The organism is Pseudomonas rhodesiae (genome assembly GCF_013285305.1).
GTDB classification, from domain to species: Bacteria; Pseudomonadota; Gammaproteobacteria; order Pseudomonadales; family Pseudomonadaceae; genus Aquipseudomonas; species Aquipseudomonas rhodesiae.
This window is the reverse complement of the sequence record NZ_CP054205.1, coordinates 683,045-705,377: the sequence shown is the minus strand read 5'-3', so window position 1 is coordinate 705,377 and position 22,333 is coordinate 683,045. Positions and strand designations below refer to the sequence as shown.

Genomic DNA, 22,333 nt, shown 5'->3' with positions numbered 1-22,333 from the left:
ATCAAACAGGTCGAACAATATATTGGAAAGAATCATTAGCCAGCTATATTCTTTTTTCCATTGCCCGCCCTGGCAGGCTTTTGCTCCCCCGAGGTTCCTGTGAAATCTGCTGTTGCGCCACTGGCTCATGATCTTCCACCCACCGCCCTGGATGAGGTGGTGGCTCAATTCAACGACGAGTACATCGAAAAAGGCACACCGCTGTTCATGCGCACGGTACTCGCGCTGTTCTCCGGCGGCTTCGCCACGTTTGCCCTGCTGTATTGCGTACAACCGATGATGCCGGCGCTGTCCCATGAGTTCTCCATCAACGCGGCGCAGAGCAGCCTGGTGCTCTCGGTTTCCACGGCAATGCTGGCGCTGGGGCTGCTGATCACCGGGCCGATTTCCGACACCCTGGGGCGTAAACCGGTGATGGTGGCCGCGTTGTTCTGTGCCGCGTTTGCCACCATCGCCAGCGGCCTGATGCCGTCCTGGGAAGGCATCCTATTGATGCGCGCGCTGGTGGGGCTGTCGCTCAGTGGCTTGGCGGCCGTGGCCATGACGTATTTGAGCGAAGAGATCCACCCTCAACACATCGGCCTGGCCATGGGCTTGTATATCGGCGGCAACGCGATCGGGGGCATGAGCGGACGGTTGATCATCGGCGTGTTAATCGATTTCGTCAGTTGGCACACCGCGATGCTGATCATCGGCGCCCTGGCACTGATCGCCGCGACGGTGTTCTGGAAAATCCTGCCCGAATCGCGCAATTTCCGCCCCCGTAGTTTGCGGCCGCGCAGCCTGTTGGAAGGCTTCGTCATGCACTTCAAGGATGCCGGCCTGCCATGGCTGTTCCTTGAAGCCTTTCTGCTGATGGGCGCGTTCGTGACGCTGTTCAACTACATCGGCTATCGCTTGCTGGCCGATCCGTACGACCTGAGCCAGGCCGTGGTGGGTCTGCTGTCGCTGGTGTACCTTTCGGGCATCTACAGTTCAGCGAAGATCGGCTCGCTGGCCGACCGCCTCGGACGCCGGCGCGTGCTGTGGGCCACCATCCTGGTGATGCTCGGCGGCATGGCCATGACTCTGCTATCGCCGTTATGGCTGGTGGTGCCGGGCATGCTGGTGTTCACCTTTGGCTTCTTCGGTGCCCACTCGGTGGCCAGCAGTTGGATCGGCCGCCGGGCCACCAAGGCTAAGGGCCAGGCTTCCTCGCTGTACCTGTTCTGCTACTACGCCGGCTCGAGCATCGCCGGCACGGCAGGCGGGTTCTTCTGGCACTTTGCCGGTTGGAATGGCATCGGCGCGTTTATCCTGACCTTGCTGACAGGCGCGTTGCTGGTGGCGTTGAGGCTGGCCAAGTTACCGCCGCTGGCCTCGGCCTGAGGCCCCGGCGGCTGCGTAAACGACATCCGCGCCATCACCCGTTTACCGCGACGCTCATGCATCTCCACCGCGCCGATATGCAGCACCAGCATCAGCAACAACGCCACGCACGACAGCACATGCACGCGGGTGTAGAGGGCGATGCGCGCCGCGTCGCTCTCAAAAGGCGCAATGGACACCAGGTTAAAGATATTGATCGGGCGGTCCATCATCAGCACACCCGTCGCCAGCACCACGGCCAGCACCAGGTACATCGCCTTGTGCACCAGCAACGCCAGGTACTCCTGCACCGTGCGTTTGCTTGAAAAATCCAGGCCGTGGCTGAAAGAGCAGAACACCCGCAACACGAAGATCGGGATATAGGCGGTGGTCAACGACACATTGAAGAACGCGACCCACGCCTTGACCGACGCCGGCACACTGAACACGGCGACGAAAAAACCGGATAACAATGCCCACAGAATGATGACGGCCGAAATCCAATGCAGGAGTTTCTGGCCGGTTGAATACGCTGAAGTGTTCATCCTGATATCACCTGACAATAAACGCCAATCACTGGCGAGTGGAAGAGTCGGGTAGGATTTTTACCGAGGCAGTTACCGAAGGCTGTAGGAGAAATCCCAACATCGGCAGCGTACCAAGGTCGGACTTAACAAACGCTGAAGCGCAACGAGCCGCCCACTGCCAGACAGAGGGCGGCTCGCTTGAGGCGGGATGTTACTGGTGGTATTGCGCGGACAGCTCGTGCACAGCTTGCAGGAAAGCGCCGGCGTGGTCCGGGTTTACCTCCGGGGTGATGCCGTGGCCCAGGTTGAACACATGCCCGGTGCCTTTGCCGTAGCTGGCCAGGATACGGCCGACTTCGGCGCGGATCGCTTCCGGCTTGGCGTACAGCACGGTCGGGTCCATGTTGCCTTGCAGCGCGACCTTATCGCCGACCCGGCGGCGGGCGTCGCCGATATCACAGGTCCAATCCAGGCCCAGGGCGTCCGCGCCAGCATCGGCGATGCTTTCCAGCCACAGGCCGCCGTTCTTGGTGAACAGAATCACCGGCACCTTGCGGCCTTCGTGTTCACGGATCAGGCCGCTGACGATTTTGCGCATGTAGGCCAGGGAAAACTCCTGGTAAGCCGCAGCGGACAGGTTGCCGCCCCAGGTATCGAAAATCTGCACCGCTTGCGCACCGGCCATGATCTGGCCGTTGAGGTAGCTGGTGACCGACTGGGCCAGCTTGTCCAGCAGCAGGTGCATGGCTTGTGGGTTGTCGTAGAGCATGGCCTTGGTCTTGCGGAAGTCTTTCGACGAGCCACCTTCGACCATGTAGGTAGCCAGGGTCCACGGGCTGCCGGAGAAGCCGATCAGCGGCACGCGGCCGTTAAGCTCGCGGCGGATGGTGCTGACCGCGTCCATCACATAGCCCAGGTCTTTGTGCGGATCGGGAATCGGCAGGGCTTCGATATCGGCCAGGGTGCTGACGACTTTCTTGAAACGCGGGCCTTCGCCGGTTTCGAAGTATAGGCCTTGGCCCATGGCGTCGGGGATGGTGAGGATATCGGAGAACAGGATCGCCGCGTCCAGTTGTGGATAGCGGTCCAGCGGCTGCATCGTGACTTCGCAGGCGAACGCCGGGTTCATGCACAGGCTCATGAAGTCGCCGGCGTGGGCGCGGCTGGCGCGGTATTCCGGCAGATAGCGCCCGGCTTGACGCATCATCCATACCGGGGTGACGTCTACGGGCTGCTTAAGCAGGGCACGAAGGAAACGGTCGTTCTTGAGGGCAGTCATGTCGGCATCCGCAAAAAAAGTGCGGGTATGGTCTCAAAAGACAGCGGCAAGCGGCAAGCTACAAGCGGCAAGTTGAAGCCATTGTGCTTTTAACTTGCCACTTGCCGCTTGAAACTCGCCGCTACGTCATCAGACGCCCAGGTAATCCAGGATGCCTTCGGCGGCGTTGCGGCCTTCGAAGATCGCCGTCACCACCAGGTCGGACCCGCGCACCATGTCGCCACCGGCGAAGATTTTCGGGTTGCTGGTCTGGTGCTTGTACTGGCCTTGTTCCGGGGCGACGACGCGGCCCTGGCTGTCGGTCTGGATCTGGAACTGCTCGAACCACGGCGCCGGGCTTGGACGGAAACCGAAGGCGATGACCACAGCGTCAGCCGGGATGATCTCTTCGGAACCCGGAATCGGCTCGGGGCTGCGACGGCCACGGGCATCCGGTTCGCCGAGACGGGTCTCGACCACCTTGACGCCCTCGACGCGGTCTTCACCGACGATGGCGATCGGCTGGCGGTTGTAGAGGAATTTCACGCCTTCTTCCTTGGCGTTCTTCACCTCTTTGCGCGAGCCCGGCATGTTGGCTTCGTCACGGCGATACGCACAGGTCACCGACTTGGCGCCCTGGCGGATCGAGGTGCGATTGCAGTCCATCGCCGTGTCGCCACCGCCGAGTACCACGACTTTCTTGCCTTTCATGTCGACGAAGTCTTCCGGCGACTTTTCAAAGCCCAGGTTGCGGTTGACGTTGGCAATCAAGAAGTCGAGCGCGTCGTACACACCCGGCAGGTCTTCACCGGCAAAACCGCCCTTCATGTAGGTGTAGGTGCCCATGCCCATGAACACCGCATCGTATTCGGCGAGCAGTTGCTCCATGGTCACGTCTTTGCCGACTTCGGTGTTCAGGCGGAACTCAATGCCCATGCCGGTGAACACTTCGCGCCGGTTGCTCAGTACGGTTTTTTCCAGCTTGAACTCGGGGATGCCGAAGGTCAGCAGGCCGCCGATTTCCGGGTTCTTGTCGAACACCACCGGGGTCACGCCGCCACGCACCAGCACGTCGGCACAACCCAAGCCCGCCGGGCCCGCGCCGATGATCGCCACGCGCTTTCCGGTCGGCTTGACCTTGGACATGTCCGGGCGCCAGCCCATGGCAAAGGCGGTGTCGGTGATGTACTTCTCCACCGAGCCGATGGTCACCGCGCCGAAACCGTCGTTAAGGGTGCAGGCACCCTCGCACAGACGATCCTGTGGGCACACCCGGCCGCACACTTCCGGCAAGGTGTTGGTCTGGTGCGACAGTTCGGCGGCAGCGAGGATGTTGCCCTCGGCCACCAACTTCAGCCAGTTGGGAATGAAGTTGTGCACCGGGCACTTCCATTCGCAATACGGGTTACCGCAGCCCAGGCAACGGTGGGCCTGTTCGGCCGAGTGCTGGGGTTTGAACGGTTCGTAGATTTCCACGAACTCTTTCTTGCGTTGACGCAACAGTTTCTTCTTCGGATCTTTGCGCCCGACATCGAGGAATTGGAAGTCGTTGCTGAGACGTTCGGCCATCGTTAAAACCTCGTACACGACAGCTTTAAGCTACAAGCTTCAAGCTGCAAGAAATCAAATAAACCGGCACAACGCGCGCTGCTGTTAGCGTGCGGCTTGAAGCTCAATACTTGCCGCTGCGTCATCATTGCGGACTCGCAAGTGTGCTGGAGAGCAGAGATTTCAAACTCGCTGCCTTCGGTTTGACCAGCCAGAAACGACGCAGGTAATCATCGAGATTCTCGGCGAGGTTGCGACCCCATTCGCTGCCGGTTTCCTCGACGTACTCGTCCAGCACGTGCTGCAAGTGGTTCCGGTAGGATTCCATGGCTTCGCCGCTGATCCGCTGGATCTCGACCAACTCGTGGTTGACCTTGTCGACGAAGGTGTTGTCCTGATCCAGCACGTAGGCGAAACCGCCGGTCATGCCCGAACCGAAGTTGTAACCGGTCTTGCCCAGTACCGCGACAAAGCCCCCGGTCATGTACTCGCAGCAGTGATCGCCAGTACCTTCCACCACCGTGTGGGCACCGGAGTTACGCACGGCAAAACGCTCACCGGCCGTACCGGCGGCGAACAGCTTGCCGCCCGTGGCGCCGTACAAGCAGGTGTTGCCGATGATGGCACTGTCCTGGGTCTTGTAGATGCTGCCCTTAGGCGGAACGATGACCAGCTTGCCGCCGGTCATGCCCTTACCCACGTAGTCGTTGGCATCGCCTTCCAGGTACATATGCAGGCCGCCGGCGTTCCACACGCCGAAGCTTTGGCCCGCCGTACCCTTGAAACGGAAGGTGATCGGCGCTTTCGCCATACCCTGGTTGCCGTGCTTGCGCGCGATTTCGCCGGAGATGCGCGCGCCGATAGAGCGGTCGCAGTTGCAGATATCCAAGGCGAATTCGCCACCGCTGGCGTCGTTGATCGACGATGCGGCCATCTCCACCATTTTCTCGGCCAGCAGGCCCTTGTCGAACGGCGGGTTGCGGTCGACGCCGCAGAACTGCGGTTTGTCGGCCGGGATGTGATCGCTGCCCAACAGCGGCGTGAGGTCCAGGTGCTGTTGCTTGGCGGTCTGGCCTTCAAGCACGTCCAGCAGATCGGTACGGCCAATCAGTTCTTCCAGCGAGCGCACGCCCAGCTTGGCCAGCCACTCACGGGTCTCTTCGGCAACGTAGGTGAAGAAGTTCACCACCATGTCGACGGTGCCGATGTAGTGATCCTTGCGCAGCTTCTCGTTCTGAGTGGCGACGCCGGTGGCGCAGTTGTTCAGGTGGCAGATACGCAGGTATTTGCAGCCTAGGGCGATCATCGGCGCGGTGCCGAAGCCGAAGCTCTCGGCGCCGAGGATTGCCGCCTTGATCACGTCCAGGCCGGTTTTCAGGCCGCCGTCGGTTTGCACACGGACCTTGCCGCGCAGGTCGTTGCCGCGCAGGGTCTGGTGGGTTTCGGCCAGGCCTAGTTCCCACGGCGCGCCGGCGTACTTGATGGAGGTCAGCGGCGATGCGCCGGTGCCGCCGTCGTAGCCGGAGATGGTGATCAGGTCGGCATAGGCTTTGGCCACACCGGCGGCGATGGTGCCCACGCCGGCTTCCGCCACCAGTTTCACCGAAACCAGCGCCTGCGGATTGACTTGTTTGAGGTCGAAAATCAGCTGCGACAAATCCTCGATCGAGTAGATGTCGTGGTGCGGCGGCGGCGAAATCAGGGTCACGCCAGGCACCGCATAACGCAGCTTAGCGATCAGACCGTTGACCTTACCGCCCGGCAACTGGCCGCCCTCACCGGGCTTGGCGCCCTGGGCGACTTTGATCTGCAGCACTTCGGCGTTGACCAGGTATTCCGGGGTCACACCGAAACGGCCAGTGGCGACCTGCTTGATTTTCGAGCTCTTGATGGTGCCGTAGCGTGCCGGGTCTTCGCCGCCTTCGCCGGAGTTGGAACGCGCACCCAGGCGGTTCATGGCTTCGGCCAGGGCTTCGTGGGCTTCGGGCGACAAGGCGCCGAGGGAAATACCCGCAGAGTCGAAGCGCTTGAGGATCGACTCCAGCGGTTCGACCTCGCTGATGTCCATCGGCGTGTCCAGGGTCTTGACCTTGAGCAAGTCGCGGATCATCGACACCGGGCGGTTATCCACCAGGCTCGTGTATTCCTTGAATTTTGCGTAGTCGCCCTGTTGCACAGCGGCTTGCAGGGTGCTGACCACATCCGGGTTGTAGGCGTGGTATTCGCCACCGTGTACGAACTTGAGCAGGCCGCCTTGCTGGATCGGCTTGCGCGCGCTCCAGGCTTCGGCCGCCAGGGCTTTCTGCTCGGCTTCGATGTCAACGAAACGCGCACCCTTGATGCGGCTCGGCACGCCACGGAAGCTCAGTTCGCAGACTTCTTCGGACAGGCCGATGGCCTCGAACAGTTGCGCACCGCGATAAGAGGTCACGGTGGAGATGCCCATCTTCGACAGGATCTTCAGCAAGCCCTTGGTGATGCCCTTGCGGTAGTTCTTGAACACCTCATAGAGGTCGCCCAGTACTTCACCGGTACGGATCAGGTCACCTAGCACTTCGTAGGCCAGGAACGGGTACACCGCCGAGGCGCCGAAGCCGATCAACACCGCAAAATGATGCGGATCGCGAGCGGTGGCGGTTTCCACAAGAATGTTGGAGTCGCAACGCAGGCCTTTTTCGGTCAGACGGTGATGCACCGCACCGGTGGCCAGCGAAGCATGGATCGGCAACTTGCCCGGGGCGATATGGCGGTCGGTCAGCACGATCTGGGTACGACCGGCGCGCACGGCTTCTTCAGCCTGGTCGGCAACATTGCGCACGGCGGCTTCGAGGCCGAGGCTCTCTTCGTAGTTCAGGTCGATGATCTGGCGGTCGAAGCCTGGGCGATCCAGGGTCATCAGCGAGCGCCACTTGGCCGGGGAAATGACCGGCGAGCTGAGGATCACCCGAGAGGCGTGCTCAGGCGACTCCTGGAAGATGTTGCGCTCGGCACCGAGGCACACTTCCAGGGACATCACGATGGCTTCGCGCAGCGGGTCGATCGGTGGGTTGGTCACCTGGGCGAACTGCTGGCGGAAATAGTCGTATGGCGTGCGCACGCGCTGGGACAGCACGGCCATCGGCGTATCGTCGCCCATGGAGCCGACCGCCTCGTAGCCTTGCTCGCCGAGCGGACGCAGCACCTGGTCGCGCTCTTCGAACGTGACCTGGTACATCTTCATGTACTGCTTGAGCTGGTCGATGTCGTAGAAAGCCGAACCATGGTCGTTGTCTTCCATGGTCGCCTGGATGCGCAGGGCGTTCTTGCGCAGCCATTGCTTGTACGGATGCCGCGACTTCAAGCGGTTGTCGATAGCGTCGGTGTCGAGGATCTGCCCGGTTTCGGTGTCCACGGCCAGGATCTGGCCAGGGCCTACGCGGCCTTTGGCGATCACGTCTTCAGGCTTGTAGTCCCATACGCCGATTTCCGAGGCCAGGGTAATGAAACCGTTGGTGGTGGTGACCCAACGCGCCGGGCGCAGACCGTTACGGTCGAGCAGGCACACCGCATAGCGACCGTCGGTCATCACCACGCCGGCCGGACCGTCCCACGGTTCCATGTGCATCGAGTTGTACTCGTAGAATGCACGCAGATCCGGGTCCATGGTCTCGACGTTCTGCCACGCAGGCGGAATGATCATGCGTACGCCACGGAACAGGTCGATGCCACCGGTGACCATCAGTTCGAGCATGTTGTCCATGCTGGAGGAGTCGGAACCCACGCGGTTGACCAGCGGGCCGAGTTCTTCCAGGTCCATCAGGTCGTTGGCGAACTTGGTGCGACGGGCCACGGCCCAGTTGCGGTTGCCGGTGATGGTGTTGATCTCGCCGTTGTGGGCGAGAAAGCGGAATGGCTGGGCCAGCGGCCATTTCGGCAGGGTGTTGGTGGAGAAGCGCTGGTGGAACACGCAGATCGCGGTTTGCAGGCGCTCATCGCTCAGGTCCGGATAGAAGGCGGTGAGATCCGCCGGCATCATCAGGCCTTTATAAATGATGGTCTTGTGGGAAAAGCTGCAGATGTAGTGGTCAGTGTCGGCAGCATTGGCCACGGACGAGCGACGACGGGAAGTAAACAGCTTGATCGCCATGTCCTGGTCGCTCAGGCCATCGCCGGCGATGAACACCTGTTCGATCTGTGGCAGACGCTCCAGGGCCAGACGGCCGAGTACGCTGGTATCGATCGGCACTTTGCGCCAGCCGACCAGTTGCAGACCGGCGGCGACGATTTCGCGGTTCATGTTTTCGCGAGCGGCTTCGGCTTTGACCGGGTCCTGGTTGAAGAACACCATGCCCACCGCGTATTGCTTGGGCAGATCGACTGCGAAATGCTCTTTGGCGACAGCGCGCAGGAACTGGTCGGGCTTTTGAATCAGCAAGCCACAACCGTCACCGGTCTTGCCGTCGGCGTTGATCCCACCACGGTGGGTCATGCAGGTCAGGGCCTCGATGGCCGTTTGCAGAAGGGTATGACTGGGCTCGCCCTGCATATGGGCTATCAGGCCGAATCCGCAGTTATCCTTGAATTCATCGGGTTGGTACAGACCTGCTTTCATAGACACTTTCTCACCAGGCTGCCTCTTATACCGAGGCAAATTTCTTTTCAATTCAACCGGTTACCTTCCACGCCGAACGTACGCCGGCTTAGCGGGGGCAAAAGGGAGGTCATTGTACACACCGACACAGACGCTCACAAATTTAGCGACGAAATGTCGCAAATCTATGTCGCATTTATGAAAGGTTTAAAGCGATATGCTGTGCTAGTCAAAACTTTTTTAATTCTGACCGCTACGACTCAAAAGCTACTGTGACGCAGACACCACAAAGCGCGCGGTCCCAAGAGACTGCACGCCATGCGATTTTTTTTGAGGTGCCGGGAGGGCGGCCTGGGTAAGGCCGCCGGATCTTCAGCGAGTTGCTGCCAGTTCTTGTTGAACGCTGGCAACAGTGCGAGGCCAAGGTTTACCAGCCTGAACCTTCGCTGGCAAGGCTTTGATGGCAGAATCAGCTGCCGCACGGCTGGAGAAGTTGCCGTAGGTGATCACGTAGAGAGGCTTGCCGTTGAGCACTTTCTTGAAATAACGGTACTCGCCGCCCTGCTCTTTGACGAACGCCTGGGCATTGGCTTCGGAGCTGGTGCCGAGGATCTGTACCACGAAATTGCCGCTCGGCTGGCTGGCGTACCAGCTGCTGCCGGCGGTGCCGGCCTTGGCCACGGTAGCGGCCGGCTTTTCAGCAGGCTTGGTCACTGGCGCCGGTTTGGCAACTGGGGCTGGAGTGGGCGCTGCGACCACAGGCTTGGTGACCGGTGCAGGTTTGGCGGTAGCGACAGTCGGCGCTGGGTTGGCCGCAGGCTGACCCGCTGGCACACCTGCAGGCGGTGCGGTGGTGGTCACGGTCGGCGGCGTGGCGCTGGAGCCTTCCACCGGCACGCCGTCGTCGCCTTCGGAAATGCCGCCAGCCTCTTCGGCGAGCGGACCACGCATCACCGGCTGGCCCACCATCGGCAGATTGGTCGGCTGGCCGGAATTGGCGAACTCTACATTCGGCGTAGGCTTGCCCAGCGGCAATTGCGCCTGCTCGGCAGGCGTGCCGGCAGTAGTAGGTGCCTTGCTGCGACCCGGGATCAACCAGGCGGCGGCAACGGCGACCACGACCACTGCGGAAATGGCCAGTACGTGCTTCTTCGGCATAGTGAACCCCATCTTTGGACGCTTGACCGCAGAGCGGCTGGCAATCATGGCTTCGATCATGGCATCGCGGGCTACCTGGTTGATGTTGCCAGGCCAGCCGCCTGCGCTTTCGTGAATATCAGAGATCTGCGCAGCGGAGAAAAGTTCGATGCCGGCCCCCGCGCCTTCGAGGCGCTGAGCCAGGTATTCGCGGGTCTCTTCTTCTTCGTAGGGCTGCAATTCGATAACGTGGAACAGCTCCTGATCGCCACTGATCTGCTCAAGATCGGCGATCAACGAAGACTCACCAAACAGGAACACATGAGGGCGACCCTCCGGCGTCCCCGCGGCCAGCGCCAGCAGGGCTTCCAGTGCCGACTCGTCGAGCTGCTCGGCATCGTCCACCAGCAGATAGACTTCCTGCCCGGTCAGACCCAGTTGCACCACCTGCTTGAGGATTGCGTTCGGCTCGGCAGTGGACACGTCCAGCGCCTGGGCTACCTGGCTCAGAACACCGGCCGCATCGGTGGCACCACGGGCCGACACCACCACGCTCTGCACCGATTGCTTATTGGTGCTGGCTACCAGGGCCTGGCGCAGCAAGGTCTTGCCGCTGCCCAAGGGACCGGTCACTACCAGCAGCAGTTGGCTATAGCGCGCAAGATGATGAAGCTGTCCCAGCACCGGCTTGCGCTGGGCCGGGAAAAATTTGAAGCCAGGCACCCGTGGAGCGAAAGGGTCGTGGCTTAACTGGTAATGGCCGAGGAACGCCTCGTCGGCATGCAAACTAGTCATGAGAATCTTATTAACCTTTAAGCTGGGCCAGGGCGCGGTAATCCGCTCCCAGCGTGGCCTGTAAAATCTCTTTCGGATAATCGTCGGTCACTACGGCTTCGCCCATGCGGCGCAGCAGCACCAGTCGCAGTCGACCGTCGATCACTTTCTTGTCTATCGCCATATGTTCGAGGAAGTCCGCCTCGGTCATCTCCTGCGGCGGAATGACCGGCAAACCGGCACGCTGGAACAGGCGGATACCGCGATCGCGCTCGTCGGCGCTGATCCAGCCCAGGCGGTGTGACATTTCCATGGCCATCACCGTGCCAGCCGCCACCGCCTCGCCATGCAACCACACACCATAGCCCATGTGGGTTTCGATCGCATGCCCAAAGGTGTGGCCCAGGTTCAGGGTGGCCCGTACGCCGGATTCGCGTTCGTCGGCGTTCACCACCAGCGCCTTGGCCGCGCAGGAGCGGGAAATCGCTTCGGTGAGCACCACCTGATCGAGACCGCGCAAGGCGTCCATGTGCTCTTCCAGCCAAGTCAGGAAGGGCTCATCGCAGATCAGCCCGTACTTGATGACTTCCGCCAGACCCGCCGACAACTCACGCGGTGGCAGGGTGTTGAGGGTGGCGGTGTCGATCAGCACAGCATTGGGCTGATAGAACGCGCCGACCATGTTCTTGCCCAGCGGATGGTTGATGCCGGTCTTGCCGCCCACCGACGAATCGACCTGGGACAACAGGGTGGTTGGCACCTGGATAAAGTCCACGCCGCGCTGGTAGCAGGCGGCGGCAAAACCGGCCATATCGCCGATCACGCCGCCGCCAAGGGCGACCACCGTGGTACGCCGGTCATGGCGCGCCGTCAGCAGGCCATCGAAGATCAGCTGCAGGGTTTGCCAGTTCTTGTGGGCTTCGCCGTCGGGCAGCACCACGGAAATCACTGAGTAGGCCGCCAGACTGCGGCTCAGACGCTCAAGATACAGCGGCGCGACTGTTTCGTTGGAGATGATCGCCACTTGCCGCCCGGCAATATGCGGCGCGAGCAACTCGGGCTGGTCCAACAGACCCTCGCCAATGTGGATCGGGTAGCTGCGCTCGCCTAGATCGACCTTAAGTGTCTGCATGTGTCCCCGCGTGAGAGATGAATTGACGACCGGTAACGTCGAGGTCCGACGCTGCCTGATGGCTCTACGCCACACCGCTCAGGGTGATGGCGCGACGCCGAGAATAGCGCATTTCGCCCCTGGCTTTAACGGGGAGGCAGCCGTTGCAGGCGTTCGAGAATGTCCAGCACCACCATGCGTGGCGGCCGCTCATCGGTTTCCACCACCAGATCGGCGATTTCCCGATACAGCGGATCGCGCAGCGCCAGCAGATCGCGCAATGTTTTCGCCGGGTCGGCGGTGCGCAGCAAAGGGCGATTGCGATCACGAGCGGTACGGCCCACCTGCTGCTCGACCGACGCATGCAGATAGACCACCCGACCACCGGCATGCAGCGCTCGGCGATTTTCATCGCGCATCACCGCACCACCGCCGGTAGCCAGTACCACGCCATCGCAGCCGCACAGTTCGGCAATCATCGCCTGCTCACGGTCGCGAAAGCCTAGTTCGCCTTCTTTATCGAAGATCCACGGGATATTGGCACCCGTGCGCAATTCAATTTCCTTATCGGAGTCTTTGAATGGCAGGCGCAGCTCTTTGGCCAGCAAACGGCCGATGGTGCTTTTTCCAGCCCCCATCGGTCCTACAAGAATCAAATTTCGCACAGAATCAACGACTCACAGCAATCGCCTGGTTATTCATAATACGCGGAGTCAGGAATACCAGCAGCTCGGATTTTTTCTCCGCCAGCATATCGCGCCGGAAAAGGCGGCCAAGATACGGCACATCGCCCAAAAATGGCACTTTATCTACCACTTTGCTTTGGGTATTGGAGAAAACTCCACCGATCACGATGGTCTCGCCATCCCTGACGAGGACCTTGGCATTGACCTCGTTTTTCTTGATCGGCGGTACGTCATTGAGCCGGTTGAGATAGTCGGGCTCATCCTTGGTGACTTTCACCTCCATGATCACCCGGTCGTCGGGGGTGATCTGCGGGGTGACTTCCAGCGACAACGAGGCCTCCTTGAACGACACCGATGTCGCGCCGCTGGAGCTGGACTCCTGATACGGAATCTCGGTGCCCTTGAGGATGCGCGCGGTCTCCTTGTCGGAGGTCACCACTTTGGGCTGCGAGACGATTTCACCATTGCCGGTCTTCTCCATCGCCGTCAGTTCCAGGTCCAGCAGCAGATTGTCGGTGATATAGGCCACACCCAGACCGGACGACGCCGTCACCGCGCCCAGATCGACAAACGGCGAGCTGGGTGGGTTCTCCGGGGGTTGCGCGCCCTCCGGCAGCGGCTTAGGCATACCGCCGGCCTGCCAGTTGCCGCTCGTGAGTCGCCCACCCCAGCGCGCGCCCAGGCTTTTGTCGTAATCGACGTTGGCCTCCACGATTCGCGCTTCGATCATGACCTGGCGCACCGGAATATCCAGCTGCGCCACGATCCTTCGCAGCTCGTCGAGGCGTTCGCCGGTCTGGTAAGCGATGATGTTATTGGTGCGATCGTCCACCGCCACCGAGCCGCGCTCGTCGGTAGCACCTTCCAGGCCGGTCACTGATTGGAACAGCTTGGCCAGGTCCGCAGCCTTGGCGTAGTTGACCTGCAACAGCTCGCGACGCAACGGCGCCAAGTCGGCCATTTGTTTGCGTGATTCCAGCGTCAGCAGTTCGCGGGCCGCCAACTCCTCAGCGGGCGCCACCAGCAATACCCCGGCCTTGATCCGCTTGTCCAACCCCTTGGCTTGCATCACCAGGTCGAGGGCCTGATCCCACGGCACGCCTTTGAGGCGCAGTGTGATCGTGCCCTGCACGTCGTCGCCGGCGACCAGGTTCAGGCCTGCAACATCGGCGATCTGCTGAAGCACGGCACGTACTTCGATGTTCTGGAAATTGAGGTTGAGCGGTTCGCCGCTAAAGGCACTCACCACCGCCCTGCCAGGGGGCGGCAATTGGATGAGGTCCACACGATTGGGCACAGCGGCAGCCATCGGTGCCGTAAGCGCTATCCATAGCGCTACACCGAAGGACAGGAAAGTCCTTTTCATTTGCTTGATTCCGTTATGAGTTGACGTTCAGCACGAGGGTTCGCGGGCGCTCCAGCCAGGCACCCTGTTTATCGGGAAACAGCTCGACCAATTCGATATGGTTGTCATGAATGGCCGTGACTCGACCGTAATCGGGCCCCAGGTAATCGCCGACCGCCAGGCGATGCACCGTGGACGCCACCCGCAGCAGGGCGAAGGTCTGCGCCCCACGAGAGAGCGTGCCGACCATTTCGAATTGGTCCAGGGCAAGCCCCTCCAGCAGCCCCCTTGGCCGCATCGGGTCCGGCCCAGGCGCGCGCCGCCCTGCCACATGCTCGACCTGCAAGCTCAACGGCTGGAACGGGTCGCGCAGACCGGCAGCACGGTAGATAAAGCGCGGGTTGCGCAACGGCGACGGCTCAGCCTCATCCCTCACCGACGATGGCAGCACACGCCGGTAGATCCTGGCCTGCAGGTCAAGCCGCAACAAGCGGCCATCCGCTTGCAGGCGCATCTCATGCACCGTGGTAAATCGTGACATATCAGCCAAGGCACTGACGAACGAGGCGAGGTCGTGATAGGCGCCAGTGAGGCCGATCTGCACGGGCTGCTCGGCATACAGAGGCCGCAGTTGTTCATCCTGGGGGAGCACGGACTCGATCACCAAGCCATTGGCCAAGGCCAATCGGGCGATGTCTTCCAGCATGCCTGGCATCTGGGGCCCACCCGGCAACTGTCGCAACAGCCCCTCGACCTGGGCCTGCTTGAGTTGGAGCTGACGAGCGCGCTCTTCGAGCTCGGACGCTAAAACAGCTGATTCCGCGAGCTGCCGTTGCAGGGCCATCTCTTGCGCTTGTGCCTGCTGCAATCGGGCGCGGGCGGGGCCAAGCTGCATCAGCTCACCCATTGCCAGCACCAGGCCGCCCACGGCACAGCCCAGCAAGACCTTGCCAGGTAAGGGCCATTTTGCAGCGCGGTGAGAGAACGCGGAAAATTCGAGCCTGGGCCGGCTCATGGCTGGGCCTCGAAGGACGCTCCCTGGCGCACCATCAGCTGGAATCCATTGCTGCCTTGCGCGCCTTCGGTGCGCACATGCTGCAAACGAGCCCCATGGGCGCCCTCCGATGCTTCCAGACGGCGCATCAATTGGGCGATATCCTGGCTGGATTCGGCGGTGCCGCTGATACTCAGCGTATCGCCTTTGGCCACGACCTCATGCAGATGCACGCCATCGGGCACCGCACGGGCCAACTGATCCAACAATCGGGCACCGGATGAGTGGCCGCTGTGCAGGTCCTGCACGACTTTCATCCGCTCAGCCAGTTGCTGGCTTTGCACCTCTAGGTCGCCAAGGGTCTTGATACTGGAATCCTGAGTGGCGACGTCCTTGCTAAGGTGGCTATTACGCGTCACCTGCCGATCGATCGCTTGGTCAATCACCTGATCCGCCAGCCAAACGACGACCAACGCCGTGCACACGAACGCCAGAAGCAACGCCACAAAATAGTGACGGCGCCGTTCAGCCTGGGCTTGGCGCCAGGGCAAAAGATTGATTCGTGTCTTCAAGCGAAACTCCTCAGGGCCAGCCCGCAAGCAACCCCCATCCCTTGGGCATCCACGGCCCATTGTGCGCCGTCGACGCGATTGCACGGCGTGAAGCTGGCGAAATCCTGACTGCTCGCGCGCGCCAATGCAAACGCTTCAACATCGACCACCGCCGGTATGAGCCCGGCCATGGCCAAAACCGCCTCGCGGGCTTCGACATGTTCTTTCAGGCATGCCACCAGCAACACCTCGACCCGCGCCGCCTCGTGAACCGAGCGCCCCTGGACTTGAAAGTCGATGGCCATGTCATCCAATGGATAAGGAATGTACTGCTCGGCCTCCCGCTCGACCATAGCCAGCATCGCTTCGTCAGTAAGCCCCGCCTCCAGCTCGATGAGTCGCGTAATGACCGATGGCCCGGTCACTGCGACCGCTGCGCGCCGAACCCTCGTCTGCAACTTGAGCAAAGCGGTGTGCAACGCCTGGCCGATGCCGTCCAGGTCCAGGAACGCACCGTCGACCACCGCCCCGGCGGGCAGCCCCTGCGTGACATAACCTTGAACGCTGTAACCTGCGGGCGAGCGCCCCAGTTCGACCAGCCTGATGGCCGTGTCATTGATATCGATGCCCAGCAAGGTATCGACTTTTCGCCTGAATAATCCCTTTCCCATAAAACTCCCTAGAACATTGCCTGTCATACCGCCTGGTTGCCGCGGGACGCCGTGCATTCGGTCGACTTGTTGCAGAGGCGCGAATGACGCCCCAGGCCGAAAATGCTTTAATGCCCAGCGTTTTTTCCCGCTTTTTATCTGCAGCTCGGGTTGATCCATCGTTTGCCATGCATGCCCCGACGCCTAACCCATTCTTTTCTCTGGAAATCCAAAAGCCTTGATTCGTCTGCTGAAGTTTTTCGGGTACTCCATTGTCGCCATCGTCTGCGGGCTGTTGCTCGTACTCAGCGGGGCGTACCTCTACCTTAGTCCGGGTTTGCCGTCGGTAGAGGCCCTTAGAAGTATCCAGTTGCAGATTCCTTTGCGGGTCTACAGCAGCGATGAAAAACTCATCGCGGAGTTCGGCGAAATGCGCCGCACACCGATCCGTTTTGCCGACATTCCGCCTAATTTCATCAGCGCCCTGCTGTCGGCCGAGGACGATAATTTTGCCAACCACTATGGCGTCGACCCCAGCAGCCTGGTGCGCGCCGCCACCCAGTTGGTAAAAAGCGGACACATTCAATCCGGTGGCAGCACCATCACCATGCAGGTGGCGAAGAACTTCTTCCTCACCAGCGAGCGCAGCTTTTCGCGCAAAGCCACTGAAATCCTGTTGGCACTGCAGATCGAGCGACAGCTGACCAAGGACGAGATCCTTGAGCTGTACGTCAACAAGATCTACCTGGGCAACCGCGCCTACGGCATTGAAGCCGCCTCCCAGGTGTACTACGGCAAGTCCATCCGCGACGCCAGCCTGGCGCAGATGGCCATGATCGCCGGTCTGCCCAAGGCGCCTTCACGCTTCAACCCCCTGGCCAACCCGGCGCGTAGCAAAGAGCGACGCGACTGGATCCTGGGGCGCATGTACAAGCTGGGCAAGATCGACCAAGCCGCTTACGAAAGCGCCGTGGCCGAACCGCTGAACGCCAGCTATCACGTACCGACGCCGGAAGTGAACGCACCGTATATCGCCGAAATGGCCCGCGCCGAGATGGTCGGCCGCTACGGCAGCGATGCCTACACCGAAGGCTTCCGCGTGACCACCACGGTTCCGAGCGACCTGCAGGAAATCGCCAACGATGCGGTGCATTCCGGTCTGATTTCCTACGACCAGCGCCACGGCTATCGCGGCCCTGAATCGCGCCTGCCGGGCAAGACACTCAGCGCCTGGACCGCAGAATTGAGCAAACAGCGCCCCATCAGCGGCCTGGAACCCGCCATCGTCACCCAGGTGAAAAAAGACGGCCTGCAAGTACTGACCCGTACCGGCGAGGCCCATGTGGCCTGGGACAGCATGAAATGGGCGCGCCCTTTCCTGAACACCAACAGCATGGGCGCCATGCCCAAGCAGCCGTCGGACGTCGCGCAAGTGGGCGACCTGATCCGCGTGCAACGCCAGAAGGACGACAGCTTGAAGTTCAGCCAGGTGCCGCTGGCCCAGGGCGCACTGGTGTCGCTGGATCCGCAGAACGGTGCGATTCGCGCCCTGGTCGGCGGTTTCGCGTTCGAGCAGAGCAACTACAACCGCGCCACCCAGGCCAAGCGCCAGCCCGGTTCGAGCTTCAAACCGTTCATCTACAGCGCCGCACTGGACAACGGCTACACCGCCGCCAGCCTGGTCAACGATGCGCCTATCGTGTTCGTCGACGAGTACCTGGACAAGGTCTGGCGCCCGAAGAACGACACCAACACCTTCCTTGGCCCGATCCGTATCCGCGAGGCGTTGTACAAGTCACGTAACCTGGTATCGATCCGTCTGCTGCAAGCCATGGGCGTCGGCAAGACCATCGACTACATCACGCGCTTTGGCTTCAACAAGTCGGACCTGCCGCCGAACCTGTCGTTGGCCCTGGGCACCGCCACCCTCACACCGATGGAAATCGCCACCGGCTGGAGCACCTTTGCCAACGGCGGCTACAAGATCACGCCGTACCTGATCGACAAGATCGAAAGCCGCAATGGCGACACCCTGTTCACTGCCAACCCGCCACGGGTGCCGGGCGATGTGGTCAACGGCGTAGTTGCCACCGATGGCCTGGCTGCGCCGAGCCACGGCGGGATCACCATCGAGCCAACGCCCGGCACGACTCCGGCAGCCGCCAACCCTAGCGCCCCTAGCGAACCGCAGGCACCGGCTGTGGCCGAACGTGTCGTGGATGGCCGTACCACCTACATCCTCAACAGCATCCTGGAAGATGTGATCAAGAAGGGCACCGGCCGCCGCGCCCTGGCCCTGGGCCGCGCAGATATCGCAGGCAAGACCGGCACCACCAACGAATCCAAGGACGCCTGGTTCTCCGGCTACAACGGCGACTACGTCACCACGGTATGGACCGGCTATGACCAGCCGGAAAGCCTCGGTCGCCGCGAGTTCGGTGGCACCGTCGCGCTGCCGATCTGGATGAGCTACATGGGCGCAGCCTTGAAGGACAAGCCGCTGCACACCCAGCCGGAACCAGAAGGCATCCTCAGCCTGAGGATCGACCCGATCAGCGGCCGCGCTGCCTCGCCAAGCACGCCGAATGCGTATTTCGAACTGTTCAAGAGCGAAGATACGCCGCCGTCGGTCAACGAACTGGGCAATGGCGTCGTGCCGGGCAGCCCGCTGCCGGCGGATGAAGGCGCGCCGATCGATCTCTTTTAGAGAGCGGCAAGCTGTCAGCTACAAGCGGCAAGTTAAGAGCTGCTATGTGCCGTTCTTGAACTTGCCGCTTGCAGCTTGAAACTTCCCCATGAAAGCGTCGTGCCGAGCAGCCCGCTGCCGGCGGATGAAGGCGCGCCGATCAATCTCTTTTAAGAGCGGCAAGCTGTCAGCTACAAGCGGCAAGTTAAGAGCTGCTGTGGGCCGGTCTTGAACTTGCCGCTTGCAGCTTGAAACTTCCCCATAAAAGCGTCGTGCCGGGCAGCCCGCTGACGGCGGATGAAGGCGCGCCGATCGATCTCTTTTAGAGAGCGGCAAGCTGTCAGCTACAAGCGGCAAGTTAAGAGCTGCTGTGGGCCAGTCTTGAACTTGCCGCTTGCAGCTTGAAACTTCCCCATAAAAGCGTCGTGCCGGGCAGCCCGCTGCCGGCGGATGAAGGCGCGCCGACCAATCTCTTTTAAGAGCGGCAAGCTGTCAGCTACAAGCGGCAAGTTAAGAGCTGCTATGTGCTGCTCTTGAACTTGCCGCTTGCAGCTTGAAACTTCCCCATAAAAAAACCCGGCGTTCTGAGCCGGGTTTTTTTATGGGTCTACGGCTTAGCCGTTGAACACATCATCCACGCTTTGCAGCGGGTAGTGCTTCGGATACGGCAGGGTAGCCACACCGGTCTCGATCGCAGCCTTGGCTACGGCGTCGGAGATCACGGTGATCAGGCGTTTGTCCATTGGCTTCGGAATGATGTACTCACGACCGAATTCCAGCTTGGCGCCACCGTAGGCGTCGCAAACGTCCTGAGGGACTGGCAGTTTGGCCAGTTCACGCAGGGCGTTGGCGGCCGCTACTTTCATTTCTTCGTTGATGCGCTTGGCGCGAACGTCCAGGGCGCCACGGAAGATGAACGGGAAGCCCAACACGTTGTTGACCTGGTTCGGGTAGTCCGAACGGCCAGTGGCCATGATCACGTCGTTACGGGTGGCGTGAGCCAGTTCAGGCGCGATTTCAGGGTCCGGGTTGGAGCAGGCGAACACGATCGGGTTGGCCGCCATGGACTTGAGGCCTTCGGCGCTCAGCAGGTTCGGGCCGGACAGGCCGACGAACACGTCGGCACCGTTCAGGGCGTCAGCCAGGGTGCGCTTGGAGGACGGGTGGGCAAACATCGCCTTGTACTGGTTCAGATCGGTACGCTCGGACTGGATCACGCCCTTGCTGTCGACCATGTAGATGTTCTCCAGCTTGGCGCCCATGCTGACGATCAGCTTCATGCAAGAGATAGCCGCCGCGCCGGCGCCCAGGCAAACAATCTTGGCGTCAGCCAGGGTTTTGCCAGCGATTTCCAGGGCGTTGATCATGCCGGCCGCGGTTACGATCGCGGTGCCGTGCTGGTCATCGTGGAATACCGGAATGTCGCACTGCTCGATCAAGGCCTTTTCGATCTCGAAGCACTCAGGTGCCTTGATGTCTTCCAGGTTGATGCCACCGAAGGTGATGGAGATGCGTTTGACGGTGTCGATGAAAGCCTGCGGGCTCTCGGAATCGACTTCGATGTCGAACACGTCGATGCCGGCAAAGCGCTTGAACAGCACGCCTTTACCTTCCATGACTGGTTTGGACGCCAATGGGCCGAGGTTGCCCAGGCCGAGAATCGCGGTGCCATCGGAAATCACTGCAACCAGGTTGCCTTTGCCGGTGTACTTGTACGCCAGCTCGGGGTCGCGAGCGATTTCACGTACGGGCTCGGCCACGCCAGGGCTGTAGGCCAGCGACAGGTCGCGGGCGGTGGCGGTGGCTTTGGTGAGCTCTACACTCAGCTTTCCTGGACGAGGATGGGCATGATATTCGAGAGCGGCAGTTTTCAAATCAGACATATCGGCATTCCGCTTTTACTGTTGGTCGACGGACCGCCGAGGATACGCGTGTCGTAAAGCCCCTACAAGACTGGGCAGTCACCGGTGTCAAGGCCCCAAAGCGCCGTACTTTGGTCTAAGGCCACGGGATATAAGGGCTGGACTGTTCACAATCCTATAAAAAAATGTCTACAATTTTTTATTCGCGCTGCACTTTCAGCATGCTGGAATCGGTCAGCGGCATTAACCAGCGCGCTTGATGGTTTTTAAAGCCACCCCGCCGGGAGCGATCCTGTACCCAGCCACGGGCCTCGACGGTCTTGCCTTGCAGACCAGTGAGCAGGCGCGAGTCGAATTGTCGGGCCTGATCGGGTGCAATGCGTAATACCAATGAGCCCTGTAACTCGATCCAGATTCCGCCACGATTGCGTTCGATACTCCGGACTTGCCCGTTGATGACTGCGAACCCAGAACGTTTGATTTGCGCCACCGAGCGCACCGGCGATTGCCGCCACAGCCCCACTCGCGCTTTGCGCGCGCTGTTTTCGGCCGCCTGCTGACAGTCCACCAGATCAATATTCGGCGCGACGCCCACCTGAAACCCCAGCCCATCGGCGAGCAATTGCGCTTCCAGATTGCGACCATTGGCGCCGTAGAGATGGGCCAGGGTTCGCCCATAGTGATCCTTGGCTTCGCGCCCCGGCACCAGGCCGACCCGCCCGTCACTGGCCTGGACCAAGGCTTGCAGGCGCTCGCGGGCGGCGACGGCGAACGGCTCGTCCGGCCGCCCCTTTTTACCGGTTTCCGGCGCATTGAGGCCGATCATGCGCACACTGCGGCCATCCTTGAGGCGCACGGTGTCGCCGTCCACCACGCGCTGCACTTCCACCTGGACCAAGGATGCCGGCGCCGGGCAAAACACCTCGGCCTGAACCGCCGACAGCCAAATCCCAGGCACAAAAAAGGCGCCCACAAGGGACGCCTTTTTCATCAGCATGGAAAAACCGCAGCGGCTTCCCAAGTTGATCGGCCTTAGGCCTTTTTGGCACCGAAAGCACCGAAACGGTCAGCAAAGCGCTGTACACGGCCGCCGGTGTCCAGAGTTTTCTGCTTACCGGTGTAGAACGGGTGGCACTCGTTGCATACGTCAGTACCCAGTGGCTTGCACAGGTTCGAACGGGTTTCGAACTTGTTGCCGCAGCTGCAGGTTACTTCGATGGTTTCGTACGCTGGATGGATATCGGCTTTCATGGTGACTTCCTCGGGCTAGCGTGCCGCCACTCGACA

The 22,333-nt window shown here is 61.1% G+C and carries 14 protein-coding genes and 2 pseudogenes; 2 read left to right on the top strand and 14 right to left on the bottom strand.

Features of this window, described 5'->3' with window-relative positions; all coding sequences use genetic code 11:
* Positions 1–120: 120 nt before the first annotated feature.
* Positions 121–1,368, top strand: a complete 1,248-nt coding sequence (locus HRH33_RS03025; RefSeq protein ID WP_425326816.1) for an MFS transporter — start codon at positions 121–123, stop codon at positions 1,366–1,368.
* Between the two features lie 35 nt (positions 1,369–1,403).
* Here the strand turns inward: HRH33_RS03025 and HRH33_RS03020 are convergent.
* The 11 genes and pseudogenes from HRH33_RS03020 to pilM all read right to left on the bottom strand — a co-directional run.
* Positions 1,404–1,892 (bottom strand): annotated as a pseudogene (locus HRH33_RS03020) (cytochrome b/b6 domain-containing protein); the annotation flags it as partial.
* A 193-nt stretch (positions 1,893–2,085) separates the two neighbouring features.
* Positions 2,086–3,153 (bottom strand): uroporphyrinogen decarboxylase, encoded by a 1,068-nt coding sequence (hemE, locus tag HRH33_RS03015; RefSeq protein WP_034095516.1) that lies wholly within the window; start codon positions 3,151–3,153, stop codon positions 2,086–2,088.
* Between the two features lie 129 nt (positions 3,154–3,282).
* On the bottom strand, positions 3,283–4,701 hold the full coding sequence (locus HRH33_RS03010) for an FAD-dependent oxidoreductase (protein WP_167416751.1): 1,419 nt from the start codon (positions 4,699–4,701) through the stop codon (positions 3,283–3,285).
* A gap of 124 nt (positions 4,702–4,825) precedes the next feature.
* Entirely contained in the window at positions 4,826–9,271 is a 4,446-nt protein-coding gene (gene gltB / locus HRH33_RS03005) for a glutamate synthase large subunit (RefSeq protein ID WP_123479593.1), read from the bottom strand.
* 351 nt (positions 9,272–9,622) lie between these two features.
* Entirely contained in the window at positions 9,623–11,182 is a 1,560-nt protein-coding gene (locus HRH33_RS03000) for an SPOR domain-containing protein (protein ID WP_167416750.1), read from the bottom strand.
* A 10-nt stretch (positions 11,183–11,192) separates the two neighbouring features.
* Positions 11,193–12,293 carry a 3-dehydroquinate synthase gene (aroB, locus tag HRH33_RS02995; RefSeq protein WP_167416749.1) on the bottom strand — a complete coding sequence of 367 codons (1,101 nt, stop codon included), beginning with the start codon at positions 12,291–12,293 and terminating at the stop codon, positions 11,193–11,195.
* A 125-nt stretch (positions 12,294–12,418) separates the two neighbouring features.
* Entirely contained in the window at positions 12,419–12,937 is a 519-nt protein-coding gene (aroK, locus tag HRH33_RS02990) for a shikimate kinase AroK (protein ID WP_003187914.1), read from the bottom strand.
* A 4-nt stretch (positions 12,938–12,941) separates the two neighbouring features.
* A pseudogene (locus HRH33_RS02985) lies at positions 12,942–14,198 on the bottom strand (type IV pilus secretin PilQ); the annotation flags it as partial.
* Between the two features lie 139 nt (positions 14,199–14,337).
* Entirely contained in the window at positions 14,338–15,318 is a 981-nt protein-coding gene (locus HRH33_RS02980; RefSeq protein ID WP_173603359.1) for a pilus assembly protein PilP, read from the bottom strand.
* Entirely contained in the window at positions 15,315–15,869 is a 555-nt protein-coding gene (locus tag HRH33_RS02975) for a PilN domain-containing protein (RefSeq protein ID WP_034136581.1), read from the bottom strand. Before HRH33_RS02975 ends, HRH33_RS02980 begins: the two co-directional genes overlap by 4 nt.
* Complete coding sequence (pilM, locus tag HRH33_RS02970; protein ID WP_243269794.1) at positions 15,866–16,519, bottom strand: type IV pilus biogenesis protein PilM; 654 nt, start codon at positions 16,517–16,519, stop codon at positions 15,866–15,868. The genes HRH33_RS02975 and pilM overlap by 4 nt, the downstream gene beginning before the upstream one ends.
* 220 nt (positions 16,520–16,739) lie before the next feature.
* Between pilM and HRH33_RS02965 the strand changes: the two genes are divergently transcribed.
* The gene (locus HRH33_RS02965) at positions 16,740–19,205 is read left to right on the top strand and encodes a penicillin-binding protein 1A (RefSeq protein ID WP_375538196.1); all 2,466 of its coding nucleotides are present in this window, start codon (positions 16,740–16,742) and stop codon (positions 19,203–19,205) included.
* A gap of 593 nt (positions 19,206–19,798) precedes the next feature.
* Here HRH33_RS02965 and HRH33_RS02960 read toward each other — a convergent pair.
* The 3 genes from HRH33_RS02960 to rpmE form a co-directional block, all read right to left on the bottom strand.
* Positions 19,799–21,067, bottom strand: a complete 1,269-nt coding sequence (locus tag HRH33_RS02960; protein WP_034095507.1) for a malic enzyme-like NAD(P)-binding protein — start codon at positions 21,065–21,067, stop codon at positions 19,799–19,801.
* Positions 21,068–21,245: 178 nt separating this feature from the next.
* A complete protein-coding gene (locus HRH33_RS02955; RefSeq protein ID WP_167416745.1) occupies positions 21,246–22,043 on the bottom strand; it encodes a thermonuclease family protein in 798 nt (265 codons plus the stop codon).
* Between the two features lie 35 nt (positions 22,044–22,078).
* Positions 22,079–22,297 carry a 50S ribosomal protein L31 gene (gene rpmE / locus HRH33_RS02950; protein WP_010213765.1) on the bottom strand — a complete coding sequence of 73 codons (219 nt, stop codon included), beginning with the start codon at positions 22,295–22,297 and terminating at the stop codon, positions 22,079–22,081.
* Between the last annotated feature and the right edge of the window lie 36 nt (positions 22,298–22,333).